The 15,349-nt window shown below is 72.1% G+C and carries 10 protein-coding genes; 4 read left to right on the top strand and 6 right to left on the bottom strand.

Annotated elements, in window-relative coordinates; translation table 11 throughout:
• Window positions 1–85: 85 nt before the first annotated feature.
• Window positions 86–973, top strand: coding sequence for an HAD hydrolase family protein (locus tag FGW31_RS17470; RefSeq protein WP_161176094.1), 888 nt, complete (start codon window positions 86–88; stop codon window positions 971–973).
• A gap of 28 nt (window positions 974–1,001) precedes the next feature.
• On the opposite strand, the gene FGW31_RS17465 is transcribed toward FGW31_RS17470, so the two are convergent.
• The 5 genes from FGW31_RS17465 to hisC all read right to left on the bottom strand — a co-directional run bounded on the left by FGW31_RS17465 (window position 1,002) and on the right by hisC (window position 9,568).
• Window positions 1,002–2,057: a M23 family metallopeptidase gene (locus FGW31_RS17465; RefSeq protein WP_142194362.1), complete on the bottom strand. Its 1,056-nt coding sequence runs from the start codon at window positions 2,055–2,057 to the stop codon at window positions 1,002–1,004.
• Window positions 2,058–2,213: 156 nt separating this feature from the next.
• Complete coding sequence (gene cydD, locus FGW31_RS17460; protein WP_142194361.1) at window positions 2,214–5,705, bottom strand: thiol reductant ABC exporter subunit CydD; 3,492 nt, start codon at window positions 5,703–5,705, stop codon at window positions 2,214–2,216.
• 13 nt (window positions 5,706–5,718) lie between these two features.
• The gene (gene cydB, locus FGW31_RS17455) at window positions 5,719–6,723 is read right to left on the bottom strand and encodes a cytochrome d ubiquinol oxidase subunit II (RefSeq protein ID WP_142194360.1); all 1,005 of its coding nucleotides are present in this window, start codon (window positions 6,721–6,723) and stop codon (window positions 5,719–5,721) included.
• 20 nt (window positions 6,724–6,743) lie between these two features.
• Window positions 6,744–8,249, bottom strand: a complete 1,506-nt coding sequence (locus FGW31_RS17450) for a cytochrome ubiquinol oxidase subunit I (RefSeq protein WP_142194359.1) — start codon at window positions 8,247–8,249, stop codon at window positions 6,744–6,746.
• Window positions 8,250–8,488: 239 nt separating this feature from the next.
• Complete coding sequence (gene hisC / locus FGW31_RS17445) at window positions 8,489–9,568, bottom strand: histidinol-phosphate transaminase (protein WP_142194358.1); 1,080 nt, start codon at window positions 9,566–9,568, stop codon at window positions 8,489–8,491.
• Between the two features lie 438 nt (window positions 9,569–10,006).
• On the opposite strand from hisC, the gene FGW31_RS17440 reads away from it, so the two are divergent.
• The 3 genes from FGW31_RS17440 to FGW31_RS17430 all read left to right on the top strand — a co-directional run bounded on the left by FGW31_RS17440 (window position 10,007) and on the right by FGW31_RS17430 (window position 13,605).
• Entirely contained in the window at window positions 10,007–11,119 is a 1,113-nt protein-coding gene (locus FGW31_RS17440; protein ID WP_142194357.1) for a LacI family DNA-binding transcriptional regulator, read from the top strand.
• Window positions 11,120–11,460: 341 nt separating this feature from the next.
• Window positions 11,461–12,552, top strand: a complete 1,092-nt coding sequence (locus tag FGW31_RS17435) for a metallophosphoesterase (RefSeq protein WP_142194356.1) — start codon at window positions 11,461–11,463, stop codon at window positions 12,550–12,552.
• A 183-nt stretch (window positions 12,553–12,735) separates the two neighbouring features.
• Window positions 12,736–13,605, top strand: a complete 870-nt coding sequence (locus FGW31_RS17430; RefSeq protein ID WP_142194355.1) for a hypothetical protein — start codon at window positions 12,736–12,738, stop codon at window positions 13,603–13,605.
• Window positions 13,606–13,887: 282 nt separating this feature from the next.
• On the opposite strand, the gene FGW31_RS17425 is transcribed toward FGW31_RS17430, so the two are convergent.
• Window positions 13,888–15,309 (bottom strand): VWA domain-containing protein, encoded by a 1,422-nt coding sequence (locus FGW31_RS17425; RefSeq protein ID WP_142194354.1) that lies wholly within the window; start codon window positions 15,307–15,309, stop codon window positions 13,888–13,890.
• Window positions 15,310–15,349 lie beyond the last annotated feature (40 nt).

Genomic DNA, 15,349 nt, shown 5'->3' with positions numbered 1-15,349 from the left:
CCGCTCCGCCCGGGGCGGCGGCGCACGGGGCTGTGACGGTGGTAACCACTCAGATGTGCGGAGTCCCGCACGACCGTGCGGGCATATGCGGGACAATGGCCGGGTGACCTCAGCGACCCGACAGCACGAGACCCCGGCCGCCGCCACTCCGCCCCGGCTCATCGCCACCGACCTCGACGGCACGCTGCTGCGCGACGACAAGTCGGTCTCCCCGCGCACCGTCGCCGCGCTGGCCGCCGCCGAGGAGGCGGGCATCGAGGTCTTCTTCGTCACCGGCCGCCCGGCCCGCTGGATGGACGTCGTCAGCGACCACGTGCACGGCCACGGCCTCGCCATCTGCGGCAACGGCGCCGCCGTCGTCGACCTGCACGGCGGCCCCGGCACGCACCGCTTCGTGAAGGTGCGCGAGCTGGCCCGGGAGAACGCGCTGGACGCCGTACGGCTGCTGCGCGAGGCCGCCCCGGGCACGGTGTTCGCCGTCGAGCAGACCTACGCCTTCAACCAGGAGCCGGCCTACCCGAAGCTGCACCTGGAGATCCCGGACGTCCTCTCCCCGGCCGAGGACCTGCTGGGCCCGGACTCCCACACCGCCGACCAGCCGGTGCTCAAGATCCTCGCCTACCACCCCGAGCTGGACCCCGACGCCTTCCTCACCGTGGGCCGGCTCGCCATCGGCGACCGCGCCACCGTCACCCGCTCCAGCCCCAGCGCCCTGCTGGAGATCAGTGGACCCGACGTGTCCAAGGCCAGCACGCTCGCCCTGTGCTGCGCCGAGCGCGGCATCTCCCACGAGGAGGTCGTCGCGTTCGGGGACATGCCGAACGACGTCGAGATGCTGACCTGGGCCGGCCGCTCCTACGCCATGGGCAACGCCCATCCGGACGTGATCGCCGCCGCCTCGGGCCGCACGGTCGCCAACAACGACGACGGAGTGGCCGTGATCATCGAGCAGCTGATCGAGGAACGGCGCTAGCCACTCACCGCGGCACCCCGCGTCCGGCTCACAGCGACACCCCGCGCCCGGCCAGCCACGACACCGGGTTCACCGCCGATCCCATCTCCGGCGTCACCCGCACCTCGAAGTGCAGGTGCGGCCCCGTGGAGTTGCCACTGGTGCCGGACTGCCCGATCCACTGCCCGGTCTCGACCCGCTCCCCCTGGTCGACGGCGACGGCCGCGAGGTGGGCGTACTGGGTGTAGTAGCCGCCCGCGTGGCGGAGCACGATCTCGATGCCGAACGCCCCGCCGCAGGACACCTTCACCACCTCACCGGCGCCCACCGCCCTGACCGGTGTGCCGATCGGCACCGCGAAGTCCTGCCCGGTGTGCCGGTTCGCCCACCGCGCGCCCCCGCTGCCGTACGAGGCCGACAGCACGTACGTCTCCACCGGCGCCACCCAGTCGACGCTGTACCGCGTCCGCGGCTGGTCGAGCCGGACCGCGCCGCGGCAGGCACCGGCCGCGACCGAGGCGTCCGCCTGGCCCTGGAGCTTCCACCGCGCCGTTTCGAGCTTGCGCTCGATGCCCTGCTTCAGGGCGGCGAGTTCCGCGTTCCGCCGCTCCAGCCGCTTCCAGGCCGCCGCGGCCCTCGCCTCGTCCCGGGCGAGCCGCGCCTCGGCCCGCTCACTGCGGCCGATGGCCTGGTCGAGCGCCACCTCCGCCTGCCACACCGCCCGCTGACCGCGCATCATCTCCTCCGGGTCGTCGGCCAGGATCATGTGCGCCGTGAGCGGCAGCCCGCCGCCGTCCCGGTACTGGGAGCTGGCGATCCGGCCCAGGTCCTTGCGCAGCCCCGCCATCGCCTGCCGCTCGCGGTCGAGCCGCGCCTCCAGCCGCTGGGCCCTGGCGCGCTGCTTCCCGGCCTCGCGCCGGGCCGCCTCGTACCGTTCGGTCGCCTCCGCCGCCTCCTCGTACAGCCGCGCCACCTCGGCACTGACGCCGGACGCGGAGCCGTGGCCGGGGGCGTGGCCGTCGCCGTCGGTGGGCCGGGCGGCGAGCACGGCGAGTGCGCACAGCAGCAGGGCGGCGAGCAGCGGATGGCGGCGGGTGAAACGCATGACTGCGATCCTGGCCCCCGACCCCGCGCGCGGTCCTGTTCACGTCGTACACATGGGGGACCATCCGCCACGGACGGACCAGCGGCACCGCCGAACGGGAGCATTAGCGGTCCTGTCTGACGTCCTGTCATGGCCGGCCGCTCGACGAGCGGTCGGCTAACGCGCCGTCACGAGGAGTTCCGTGGCCTCCTCGCGCCGCGCCATGGAGCGCAACGGGCCCTCCACGGCGGTCAGTTCGGCGTACCTGCCGCGCTGCGCCACGCGTCCCCCGTCCAGCACGATCACCTCGTCCACCGCGTCCAGACCGGCCAGCCGGTGCGTGATGAGCAGCGTGGTGCGTCCCTCGGTGGCGGCCAGCAGATCGGCGGTGAGCGCGTCGGCGGTCGGCAGGTCCAGGTGTTCGGCGGGCTCGTCCAGCACCAGCACGGGGAAGTCCGCGAGCAGTGCCCGGGCCAGCGCCAGCCGCTGCCGCTGCCCGCCGGACAGCCGCGCCCCGTGCTCGCCGACGAACGTGTCGAGGCCGTCGGGCAGAGTGTCGGCCCACTCCAGCAGCCGGACCCGGGCGAGCGCGTCGCGCAGGTCCTCCTCGGTCGCGTCCTTCCTGGCGAGCAGCAGGTTCTCCCGGATCGAACTGTTGAAGAGGTGCGCGTCCTGGGCGCACAGTCCGACCAGCCGCCGTACGTCGTCGCCGTCCAGGGCACGGGCGTCCGCACCGGCCAGCGTGTACGAGCCCGCGCCGGGGTCCAGGAAGCGCAGCAGCACCTGAGCGAGGGTCGTCTTGCCGGAGCCGGACGGTCCGACCACCGCGATCCGGCGCCCCTTCTCCAGTGTCAGGTCCAGCCCGGCCAGCGCGTCCCGGTCCTGCCCGGCGTACCGGGCGGCCAGCCCCCGGACGGCGAGCGGGAACGGCGACACGGGCGCCGGCCGCGGCGACTGCGGCTCCCGTACGGGCACAGGGGCGTCCAGCACCTCGTACACGCGCTCGGCGCTGCGGCGCACCCGCTGCCGGTACTGCACGGCAAGCGGCATCCCGAGGACGGCCTCGAACGCGGCCAGCGGCGTGAGGATCACCACCGCCAGCGCCACACCGTCCAGCCGGCCGTCGGCCACCGCCTGGACGCCGACGAGCGCGGCGGCCGCGACGGTCAGGCCGCAGAGCAGCGCGGTGAGCCCGTCGCCGAGCGCCGTGGCGGTGGCCGCGCGCGAGGCGATCCGGGTGAGGGTGCCGTCGGCCCGCCGCGCCTCGGCGGCGCGGGCGGGCAGGGCACCGGCGACGGTCAGTTCGGCGGTGCCGGTGAGCAGATCGGTCGCCCGGGTGGCGAGGACGCCCCGGGCCGGTGCCAGCCGGCGTTCCGCGCGCCGGGCCACGGCGCCGGTCAGCAGGGGCACACCGGCGCCCGCCGCCAGCAGCCCGGCCGCGAGCACGGCCCCGGCCTCCGGCAGCAGCCAGGCGGTGAAGCCCACGGACAGGGCGGAGACCACGACGGCCGCACCGGCCGGCAGCAGCCAGCGCAGCCAGTAGTCCTGGAGTGCGTCCACGTCGGAGACCAGCCGGGAGAGCAGATCGCCCCGGCGCGCGCCGCGCAGCCCGGCGGGCGCCAGCCGCTCCAGCCGCCGGTAGACCGCGACCCGGGTGTCCGCCAGCATGCGCAGGACCGCGTCGTGCGACACGAGCCGCTCAGCGTAGCGGAACACGGCCCGCCCGATGCCGAAGGCGCGGGTCGCCGTCACGGCCACCATCAGATACAGCACGGGCGGCTGCTGCGAGGCCCGGGAGATGAGCCATCCCGAGGTCGCCATGAGCCCGACGGCGCTGCCCAGCGCGAGGGTGCCGAGCAGCAGCGCCAGGGTGAGCCGGCCGCGCCGGGCGGCGGACAGGGCGCGGACCCGGGCGAGCACACCGCCGGGGACCGTGTCGGCGTCGGACCCGGTGGGCCCGGCGGCCGGCGGCGGGCCGGGTTCGGTGAGCGGTTCGGCGGCGGCCTCCCTGCGCGCGGACTCGCCGTGGGCCGTGGCGGCCGGTTCCGCGAGCCGGACCACGCGGTCCGCGACGGCCAGCAGCGCCGGCCGGTGCACCACGAGCAGCACGGTCCGGCCGGCGGCAAGCCGTCGCACCGCCGACACGATCTCGGCCTCGGTGGCACCGTCCAGCGCGGCCGTCGGCTCGTCGAGCAGCAGGACGGGCCGGTCCGCGAGGAACGCCCGGGCCAGCGCGAGCCGCTGCCGCTGCCCGGCCGACAGTCCCGCTCCGTCCTCACCGAGCACGGTGCCGACGCCTTCGGGGAGCGCGTCCACGAACTCCAGCGCCCCGGCGTCCCGCAGGGCACGCCGTACGGCGTCGTCGTCCGCGTCGGGCCGGGCCAGCCGTACGTTCTCCGCGATCGTCGTGGCGTACAGATGCGGACGCTGCGGCACCCAGGCGACGCGGCGGTGCCACGCGGCGAGGTCGAGACCGGCGAGATCGGCTCCCCCGACGCACACCCGCCCTCCGGTGGGCCGGACGAACCCGAGCAGCACGTCGAGCAGGGTCGACTTGCCCGCCCCGCTGGGCCCGACGAGCGCGACGGTCTCGCCGGGCGCGACGGTGAAGGACACGTCCGAGACGGCGTCCGTGGACCGCCCGGGGTGGCGGACGGTCACCGCCTCGAAGGACAGGGCTCCCGACGGCACCGCGCCGGTGCCCCGCGCCGGTACGGGCGTCTCCAGCACCGAGAAGATCTCCTCGGCCGCCGCCAGGCCCTCGGCCGCCGCGTGGTACTGCGCCCCGACCTGCCGCAGCGGCAGATACGCCTCGGGCGCCAGGATCAGGATGACCAGGCCGATGTACAGGTCCAGGTCGCCGTGGACCAGTCGCATGCCGATCGTCACGGCGACCAGCGCCACCGACAGCGTGGCCAGCAGTTCCAGGGCGAAGGAGGAGATGAAGGCGATCCGCAGCGTGCGCAGGGTGGCCCGGCGGTAATCGGCGGTGATCCGCCGGATCGACTCAGCCTGCGCCTTGGCCCGCCCGAAGACCTTCAGCGTCGGCAGCCCGGCGACGACGTCCAGGAAGTGTCCGGACAGCCGGGACAGCAGCAGCCACTGGCGGTCCATCCGGGACAGGGTGGCCCAGCCGATCAGCACCATGAAGACCGGGATGAGCGGCAGGGTGCCGACGATGATCGCCGCCGAGACCCACTCCTCGGTGACGATCCGCGCCAGCACCGCCACCGGCACGACCACGGCGAGCCCCAGCTGGGGGAGATAGCGCGAGAAGTAGCCGTCGAGCGCGTCGATACCGCGGGTCGCCAGGGCGACCAGTGATCCGGTGCGCTGTCCGTCCAGCCATTGCGGGCCGAGGACCGTCGCCCGCTCCAGCAGCCGCCCGCGCAGCTCCGACTTGGCCGCAGCGCCGGCCCGGTGCGCTGCCAGCTCGGTCAGCCAGCCGACCAGCCCGCGGCCGGCCGCGACGACGGCGAGGAGCAGCAGGGGAGTGCCGAGTTCACCGGCGGACAGGCCGTCCTGGAAGGCGCCCACCACCACCTCGGCGATGAGCATGGCCTGCGCGATGACCAGTCCCGCGCCGATGGCCCCCAGGGCGACAACCGCCACCAGGAAGCCCCGGGTGGCTCGGGCGTACCGGAGCAGACGCGGGTCGATCGGTTTCACGTGAAACACACCCTCAGTGCACGGGATCGGCGATGTGCTGGGTGCCGATCCGCTTGCGGAAGACCCAGTACGTCCAGCCCTGGTAGAGCAGCACGACCGGCGTGGCGATCACCGCGAGCCAGGTCATGATCTTCAGGGTGTAGGGGCTGGAGGAGGCGTTGGTGACGGTCAGGCTCCAGGCCGGGTCGAGCGTCGACGGCATGACGTTCGGGAACAGCGTCAGGAAGAGCATCGCCACGGCGGCCACGATGGTGACCCCGGACAGGGCGAACGACCAGCCCTCACGTCCTGCCTGGTTCGCCCCGAGGGCGGCGACCAGCGCGGCGACCGCCACGACCAGCGCGACCAGGCTGGTGCCGTCACCGCGGTCGGCCTGCGTCCACAGCAGGAAGGCCGACGCCAGAACGGCGGTGACGAGTCCCACGCGCAGGGCCAGCCCGCGCGCCCGCTCCCGGATCTCACCGACCGTCTTGAGCGCCGTGAAGACGGTGCCGTGGAAGGTGAACAGCGTCAGGGTGACCAGGCCGCCGAGCAGGGCGTAGGGGTTGAACAGGTCCGCGACGCCGCCCACGTACTCGAAGTCGGCGTCGATCTTCACCCCGCGGACGATGTTGCCGAAGGCCACACCCCACAGGAACGCCGGCAGGAGCGAGGTCCAGAAGATCGCCGTCTCCCAGTTGCGCTGCCAGTTCTCCTCCGGCCGCTTCGCCCGGTACTCGAAGGCGACACCACGGATGATCAGGCACACCAGGATGAGCAGCAGTGGCAGGTAGAAGCCGGAGAAGAGCGTGGCGTACCACTCGGGGAAGGCGGCGAAGGTCGCGCCGCCCGCCGTGAGCAGCCACACCTCGTTGCCGTCCCAGACGGGGCCGATGGTGTTGATCAGCACCCGCTTCTCGGCGCGGTCGCGGGCGAGCAGCCGGGTGAGGATGCCGACCCCGAAGTCGAAGCCCTCCAGGAAGAAGTAGCCGGTCCACAGGACGGCGATCAGAACGAACCAGACGTCGTGCAGTTCCATGACTGTGCAGCTCCCTCGGCCTAGTACGAGAAGGCCATCGGCTTGTCGGCGTCACGGACGTCGCCGCCGAGCTTCGTGGGCGGGTTGAGGTCGGACTCGCTGAGCTCGGGCGGGCCGGCCTTGACGTACTTGGCGAGCAGCTTGACCTCGATGACGGCCAGGACGGCGTAGAGCAGGGTGAACACGGACATCGAGATGACGACCTCGGCGGTGGAGACACCGGGGGAGACCGCGTCGCGGGTCTGCATCACGCCGTAGACCACCCAGGGCTGCCGGCCCATCTCGGTGAAGATCCAGCCCCAGGAGTTGGCGATCAGCGGAAACGCCATGGTCCACAGGGCGAGGAGCCAGTAGAGCCGGGTGAGCCGGGCGCCGAGCGGCTGCTTGAGCAGCACCAAATGCGGCACCTCGTCCTCACCGGTGCGCCAGGCGGCCGGCAGCAGGAACTTCTTGCGGGTGAGCCACAGTCCGACCAGGCCGAGCGAGAAGGACGCCATGCCAAAGCCGATCATCCAGCGGAAGCCCCAGTAGGCGACGGGGACGATGGGCTTGTAGTCACCGGGGCCGAACTGCTCCCGGAGCTTCTCGTTGGTGTCGTTGATGCCGGGCACGTACGACTCGAAGTCGCTGTGGGCGAGGAAGGACAGCAGGCCGGGTATCTCCAGGGCGACCTTGTTGTGGCCCTGGTCGACGTCTCCGTAGGCGAAGACGGAGAAGGGCGCCGGCTTCTCGCCGTCCCACAGGGCCTCGGCGGCGGCCATCTTCATCGGCTGCTGCTCGTACATGACCTTGCCGAGCGTGTCGCCACTGATGGCGGTGAACATGCCGCCGACCGCCAGGGTGACCAGGCCGAGCCGCAGCGAGGTGCGCATCACCGGAATGTGCTTCTTGCGCATCAGGTGGAAGGCCGCGATGCCGACCATGAAGGCGCCGCCGGTCAGGAAGGCCGCCGAGAAGCTGTGGAAGACCTGGTTGAGCGCGGTGTTCTGGGTGAGCACCAGCCAGAAGTCGGTGAGCTCGGCGCGGCCCTTCTCCTCGTTGATCCGGTAGCCGACCGGGTGCTGCATCCAGGAGTTGGCGGCCAGGATGAAGTACGCCGAGAGCAGCGTGCCGATGGAGACCATCCAGATGCAGGCCAGGTGGATCTTCTTGGGGAGCTTGTCCCAGCCGAAGATCCACAGACCGATGAAGGTGGACTCGAAGAAGAAGGCGATCAGCGCCTCGAAGGCGAGCGGCGCGCCGAAGACGTCACCGACGAACCGCGAGTAGTCGGACCAGTTCATACCGAACTGGAACTCCTGCACGATGCCGGTGACCACGCCCATGGCGATGTTGATCAGGAAGAGCTTGCCCCAGAACTTGGTCGCCCGGAGGTACTTCTCCTTCTCCGTGCGCACCCAGGCGGTCTGCAGCCCGGCGGTCAGGGCGGCGAGGGAGATCGTCAGGGGAACGAAGAGGAAGTGGTAGACGGTGGTGATGCCGAACTGCCATCGCGCCAGGGTCTCCGGCGCCAGAGCCAGGTCCACGTCGTCGCTCCTTACATCGCCGTGGTCGCAGCGGCTGTTTTGCTCCCGTTCATCCCCCACAACTCGGGAAAACGGGATGCGCTTGTGAACGCGTTCACATTCACAAGCAATTATGACCTACTGCTTTTCAGACCCGGAAGGGGGGTCCCCTGTGACGTCAACCCCTTTGCCGCAACCTGCGGCCGCACACGACGGCGGCCGACGGGTGATCCCGTCGGCCGCCTGGACGCAAGCGCTGGTCAGAGCTCCTTGCGGAAGCCCTCCGCCACCTTCAGGAAGATGTCGTTCGCCTCGGCCTCCCCGACCGTGACCCGCACACCCTCACCGGGGAACGGCCGGATGACCACACCCGCCCGCTCACATGCCTGCGCGAACGGCACCGTGCGCTCCCCCAGCCGCAGCCACACGAAGTTGGCCTGGGTCTCCGGCACCGTCCAGCCCTGGGCGCGCAGCCCGTCCATCACGCGGTTGCGCTCGCACACCAGCGAGCCGACCCGGCCGATCAGCTCGTCCTCGGCGCGCAGCGAGGCGATCGCCGCTTCCTGCGCGATCTGGCTCACCCCGAACGGCACCGCGGTCTTGCGCAGCGCCGCGGCCACCGGCTCGTGGGCGATGGCGAAGCCGACCCGCAGGCCCGCCAGGCCGTACGCCTTGGAGAAGGTCCGCAGCACGCAGACGTTGGGCCGCTCGCGGTAGATCTCGACGCCGTCCGGCACCTCGGCGTCCCGGATGAACTCCCGGTAGGCCTCGTCCAGGACCACCAGGACATCGCCCGGCACCCGGTCGAGGAAGCGCTCCAGTTCGGCCCGGCGCACGACGGTGCCGGTGGGGTTGTTGGGGTTGCAGACGAAAATCAGCCGGGTCCGGTCGGTGATCGCGTCGGCCATCGCGTCCAGGTCGTGCACGTCACCCGGCGTCAGCGGCACCTGCACCGACGTGGCACCGCTGATCTGCGTGATGATCGGGTACGCCTCGAAGGACCGCCAGGCGTAGATCACCTCGTCGCCGGGGCCGGAGGTGGCCTGCAGCAGCTGCTGGGCGACGCCGACCGAACCGGTGCCGGTGGCCAGGTGGGAGGCGGGCACGGCGAACCGCTCGGACAGCTCGGCCATCAGGGCCGTACAGGCCATGTCCGGGTAGCGGTTGAAGGACGAGGCCGCGGCCGTCACGGTCTCCATCACGCCGGGCAGCGGCGGGTACGGGTTCTCGTTCGAGGACAGCTTGTAGGCCACCTGCCCACCGGCCGCCGCCGGCTTGCCCGGCTTGTAGGTGGGGATCCCCTCCAGCTCGGCGCGCAGCTTGGGGCTCGTCTCGCTCACCGCAGTCCTCCTCGCGAAGACCGGCGGCCATGACCGCCGCCGACATCCAATACTGCTCACCTTATGAGGATTCGACGCCGCTGCGTATAGGGGCGGCGGCCGCTCCGGCCTGCCTCGTCGGTCACATGCACAACAAGGGCAACGTCCCTCGAAGGTGTACGAATGGCGTGCGACCCGGGGGCGCGCCGCACATATATCTACGCGCCGGTGGTTCGCGCCGTGGCGCGCGTCCCCCGTGCAGGTGAGTTGAGACCTCTTCGCAACATCGCACCCACGCCAGGCCCGCATGCGCCGACACGCCAGGTATTGGCATTGGAACCGCCAACACCCTTTATTTCCAAGGGCGTTGACCTTTAATGATCTTGCAGAAACGTGCCTGTCGATGCGTGCATATGCGGCCGCCCTACCCCACCGCATGAGCCCTACTATCGGCTCGCCATGACAGCAGCAGGGAAGCACCAGGTGAGCCGCGCGGAAACCTCACGACGAGGCAGCCGGCCGGGTCGGGCGGGCATCAGGGACGTGGCCGCCGCCGCCGGAGTCTCCATCACGACCGTCTCCGACGCCCTCAACGGCAAGGGCAGGCTCCCGGACGCCACCCGGCGCCACGTCCGCGAGGTGGCCGACAGACTGGGGTACCGCCCCTCGGCCGCCGCCCGTACGCTCCGCACCGGGAAGTCCGGGCTCATCGGCCTGACCGTGACCACGTACGGGGATGAACCTTTCACCTTCACCGAGTTCGCGTACTTCGCCGAGATGGCGCGCGCCGCCACCTCCGCCGCGCTCGCCCGCGGCTACGCCCTCGTCATCCTGCCCGCGCCCTCCCGCCACGACGTGTGGTCCAACGTCGCCCTCGACGGCACGGTCGTCATCGACCCCTCCGACCAGGACCCGGTCGTCAGCGAACTGGTCCGCCAGGGGTTACCCGTCGTCTCCGACGGCCGCCCGGCGGGCTCGCTGCCGGTCACGGCCTGGGTCGACAACGACCACGAGGCCGCCGTCCTCGGCATCCTCGACCACCTCGCCGGCGCCGGCGCCCGCCGCATCGGCCTGCTCACCGGCACCACGACCGACACGTACACCCACCTGTCGACCACCGCGTACCTGCGCTGGTGCGAGCGCGTCGGCCAGGAACCCGTCTACGAGGCCTACCCGGCGCACGACCCGTGCGCGGGCGCCGTCGCCGCCGACCGGCTGCTCGCCCGCCCGGACCGCCCCGACGCCGTGTACGGCCTGTTCGACCCCAACGGCACCGACCTGCTCGCCGCCGCCCGGCGCTACGGCCTGCGCGTCCCGGACGACCTGCTGCTGGTCTGCTGCAGCGAGTCCACCGTCTACGCCAACACCGAGCCGCCCATCACCACGCTCTCGCTGAAGCCCCGCCGCATCGGCACGGCGGTGGTCCAGCTGCTCATCGACGCGATCGAGGGGGTCGACTCCGACCACCCGGTGGAGCAGGTCATACCGACCGAGCTGATCGTGCGGACCTCCTCGCAGCGCCGTCCGCCCCGTACGACGGTCAGCCCGCCGAGGTCGCCGAACGGCACGTGACACCGGGTCGCGGGCGGGGTCCGTACGCGGACCCCGCCCGGGGCGGTGCCCTCGCTTCCGGAGGGGGGACCCGAGGGCCCCGCCCCGACCGCTTCCGCGGGGGAAAAACGGGCCGGCCGTCCGGAGGAGGGCGGGCCGGCCGTCGGCGGCGGACGCGTGACCAGGAGGCATCGGGCGGTCGAACACCGGCTCAAACGGGGCGAAAGCCGCGGCGACCCGGAGTCCTGCTCCGATTCACCACCCCTGGGTCATCACACAGCGCGATCCGCATTCCTATGATGGGCCCACGACACCGCGGGCCGCTGCGACCAGGCAGTCCGACGCGGTGCAGATGCGGCGCGATGGTGGAGGGGTCGATGACTCAGGGGGCCGGTCAGGGACCCGAGGTGGAGCGGACGGCGACGCTGCGCGACTTCCGGGTACCCGCGTACGTCCACGAGACCGGTCCGTACGCCCAGAGCACCCACCCGGGTGACGTCGCCCCGCCGTCCGAGGAGGCGTATCCGGAGGGATACACCCCGACCCAGCGGGACCTCCCCGTCATCAATCGGGGCGACACTGTTCAGGTGACCGTCGACCCCACGTCCGCGCCCGCCCCCCAGCCCGTCAACGGCCAGGGACCGCTGTACGTGGTCGGCGACGTCCACGGCTACCTCGACGAACTGGTGGCCGCCCTGCAGGAGCAGGGCCTGATCGACTCAGCGGGCCAGTGGTGCGCCGGCACCGCGCGGCTGTGGTTCCTCGGCGACTTCACCGACCGCGGCCCGGACGGCATCGGCGTCATCGACCTCGTGATGCGGCTGTCCGCCGAGGCCGCCGCGGCCGGTGGCTACTGCAAGGCGCTCATGGGCAACCACGAACTGCTGCTGCTCGGCGCGAAGCGGTTCGGCGACACCCCCGTCAACTCCGGCGCCGGCACCGCCACCTTCCAGGCGGCCTGGCTGCTCAACGGCGGCCAGAAGACCGACATGGACCGCCTCCAGGACCACCACCTGCAGTGGATGGCCCGTCTCGACGCCGTCGAGGAGGTCGACGGCCACCTGCTGCTCCACTCCGACACCACCGCCTACCTCGACTACGGCCGCTCCATCGAGGAGGTCAACGACACCGTCCGCGAAACGCTCACCCGCAACGACGCCGACGAGGTCTGGGACCTGTTCCGCAAGTTCACCAAGCGGTTCTCCTTCCGCGACGAGGGCGGCGCCGACGCCGTGCGTTCCCTGCTGGATACGTACGGCGGCACCCGGGTCGTTCACGGCCACAGCCCCATTCCGTATCTGCTCGGCGAAGTCGGCTCCGAGGACGGCGAGGACGACACCGGACCGGCGGTCTCCGGACCGCACGTCTACGCCGACGGACTCGCCATCGCGATGGACGGCGGAGTCACCATGGCCGGGAAACTCCTGGTCAGGAAGCTTCCGTTGGACGTCTGACGGTCCACCGGGCGGCCGTCGCGGCCCTCGGGACACCGTCCCGTCGACGGCAAATTCAGTCAATCCCCTGTCACCGCGCGCCGTCACGGCTCTACCATCGGCTTATCCGTAGCAGGCTCCCCTCCGTTTCTGCCCGACGGCTCGTCAGCATGCCGAGCCCCAAGCCCTACGGAGCATCGGGGGATGCACATGAACAGCGTTCCGCAGCACCTGCTGAGCGAGGACCGCCAGGAATACGAGCGGATTCTCGATGAGGCGCTGCGCTCCGCGCCACAGCACACGGAACTGTCCACTGCCGGACGGCCGCTGAACTCGGAGCAACTGCGCACGATGGCGCTCAACGCCACCGCGCTCATCACGGCGGCCGCGGCGACCGAATACCAGCACTATGTGAAGGTCCGCGAGGAACGACGCCGTCCACCGGCGCCGTCCACCCCGTCCGTCCGTGACTCCGGCTCCGCCGAGCCGGGCACGAACGCGATGGGGCTCGCCGCCACCATGGGGGAGGCGGCCGAGGTCACCGGCGCGGGCGCCGTCGCCGTCGTCGCCGTCCTGGCACCCGTCCTGGCCGGAACCGCGGCCGCGATCTTCCTGCTCGTCGGCTACGCCCTGCGGATGCTCGATCCCGGTGCCGCGTTCGCCCGGGCCATGGTCACCACCGGCTGGGTGTTCGGCGCGGTGACGGCGATCGCCATCCTCGTCGCCGCTGCGGGCCTGCTGATCACCGCGCTGCGCAACAAGCCCTCGGCGCTCGGCGGCGCGTACGGCGAGCCCGACGGAGAGCTGATCCTGGCCAGGGACGCCTGGCGGGAGGCGCTGCTGCAGCGGGGCATCCTGCCGTTCCTGCGGGAAGCACTCACCGATCCGGCGACGGGCAGCGCGCTGCAGCACACCGCACCGCCTCCGCCGGCCGGCCGCATCCCGCACCTCGGGTACGGCCGGCCGGGATTCACCAGTCCCGACGACGGCCCGGTCCGGGGCACCCGGCCGAGCTACTCCAGCCCGGACTACTCGAGTCCGGACTTCGGCGGGCCGGAACACCGGCCGGAGTGACCGGAGCACCGGCAGGACAGCCGGACGGCCCGTCCGTCGGCTTGCGCACCCCTGCGGGCGGAGAGCTTCCGGGAAGCCTCCGCGCCGGGGGCGCGAGCCGGGTGGACGGGACGGGCAGGCGGGTGCGGGCGTGCGGGTGCGGGCCCACGGAGCCGGTGCCCGGGTGCGGGGACGGACCGACGGGGTCGGCGCCGGTGCCCGGGTGCGGGGACGGACCGGCAGGGTCGGCGCCGATGCCCGGGTGCGGGTGCGGATGCAGGTCGGGGACTCGGTGCGTACGGGTCAGAGGATGCCGGCGCCTCGCGCGGCCGTGATCCACTGCGGGAACTCGGACAGCAGGCGGTCGTACAGCTCCGGGTCCGGCACGGTGCTGATGTCGTCGACGGCGAAGAACCCGACGTTGTCCACGCGGCGTCCGGGCAGGGTGTCGAACCGCTCCAGCACGCCGTAGTTCGACCTGCCCAGCCCCACGAACTGCCAGAAGACCGGCTCCTCCACCGCCTCGCGCAGCTCGCGTTCGATCTCCTTGTTGCGGTAGACGCCGCCGTCGGAGAAGAACAGCACGAGGGTCGGAGCGGGCGCCGGGTTGCCGCGGACGAAGGCGCGCACCTCGGCGATGACCTTCTGCTCCTCGTTCTGGATGCCGACGTCCCGCATGTCGACCTGGCTCGGGTCCAGGCCCTTCTTCCGCCCGCGCCGGAAGAGACCCAGCTCTCCGACCCGTACGTGCAGGCGCAGCCACTCCGGCAGCTCCCCGAGCCGCAGGTCGGGCAGCCGGGCCGGGTTCGAGGCGAACGTCCAGGCCTGCATCTCGCCGTCGTCGTCCAACTGCGCGGCGACCGCGGCCATTCGTTCGACCACGTCGGCCACGACGCCCTTGGAGTACAGGAACGACATGGAACCGGATGCGTCCAGTACGAGAACGACGCGCGCGACGACATCGGCGGCGCCGTGCTTGCGCAGACTGACCGCCACCTGCTCCTTGCGCAGGGAGAGCCGCTTGCGCATGTCGACGGGCAGCCGCTCCTCGCCCTTGGTGAGCCGCGGGGCGCCACCGGGGCGGGGCGCGGAGGGCTGTGGAGCGGTGGAGAGCTGTGGAGCGGCGGGGGGCTGCGGAGTCGCGACGGGGGGTGTGGGCGGAACTTGCGTGGGCGCGGGTGCCGCCGGGGCGGGCTCGTCCACGGTGATGCCGAAGTCGGTGGCCAGCCCGGCGAGCCCGGAGGCGTCCCCCTGCCCCACGGCACGGAACTTCCACTTCCCCTGCCGCCGGTACAACTCGCCGCCGATGAACGCGGTCTCGGTGCCGGCGGCCATCTCGAACCGGGCGAGTTCGCCGCCCGTTCCGGCGTCGAGCAGCCTGAGGACCAGTCCCGGCACCTGGCCGAACGTTCCGCCGTCGGACGAGGCGCACAGCGCGATCCGCTCGACGGCCGGCTCCACCGAGCGGAGGTCCACCTCCACCGTGTCGGACGCGTCACCGGGCGCGGTCCGCTTGCCCAGGTGCGTGACGGCGGCGGACCGGTGACGCGGCTGGTTGTAGAAGACGAAGTCACCGTCGTCCCGCACGCGTCCCGCCGTCGTGAGCAGCAGCGCCGAGGCGTCGATGTCGGGCACCCCGGGCCCGGGAGCCCAGGCGAGCTCGACGCGCACCACGGGGGCCTCGACGGGGAGATTGGAACCCTTGCTCATCGCACTCGCTGTCATGGGGCCAGTCTGCCCATCCCGCCCGGTGAAAGGGAGGGGG

This window comes from Streptomyces calvus, from assembly GCF_006782915.1.
GTDB lineage: Bacteria > Actinomycetota > Actinomycetes > Streptomycetales > Streptomycetaceae > Streptomyces > Streptomyces calvus.
The sequence above is the reverse complement of the archived record's forward strand: the minus strand, read 5'-3'. Positions and strand labels throughout refer to the sequence as shown.

Excerpts from the sequence above, each read along its gene's own strand:
- FGW31_RS17470 (WP_161176094.1), top strand. The coding sequence starts at position 86 with ATGCGGGACAATGGCCGGGTGACCTCAGCGACCCGACAGCACGAGACC.
- FGW31_RS17465 (WP_142194362.1), bottom strand. The coding sequence starts at position 2,057 with ATGCGTTTCACCCGCCGCCATCCGCTGCTCGCCGCCCTGCTGCTGTGC.
- cydB (WP_142194360.1), bottom strand. The coding sequence starts at position 6,723 with ATGGAACTGCACGACGTCTGGTTCGTTCTGATCGCCGTCCTGTGGACC.
- FGW31_RS17440 (WP_142194357.1), top strand. The coding sequence starts at position 10,007 with ATGACAGCAGCAGGGAAGCACCAGGTGAGCCGCGCGGAAACCTCACGA.
- FGW31_RS17435 (WP_142194356.1), top strand. The coding sequence starts at position 11,461 with ATGGTGGAGGGGTCGATGACTCAGGGGGCCGGTCAGGGACCCGAGGTG.
- FGW31_RS17430 (WP_142194355.1), top strand. The coding sequence starts at position 12,736 with ATGCACATGAACAGCGTTCCGCAGCACCTGCTGAGCGAGGACCGCCAG.
- FGW31_RS17425 (WP_142194354.1), bottom strand. The coding sequence starts at position 15,309 with ATGACAGCGAGTGCGATGAGCAAGGGTTCCAATCTCCCCGTCGAGGCC.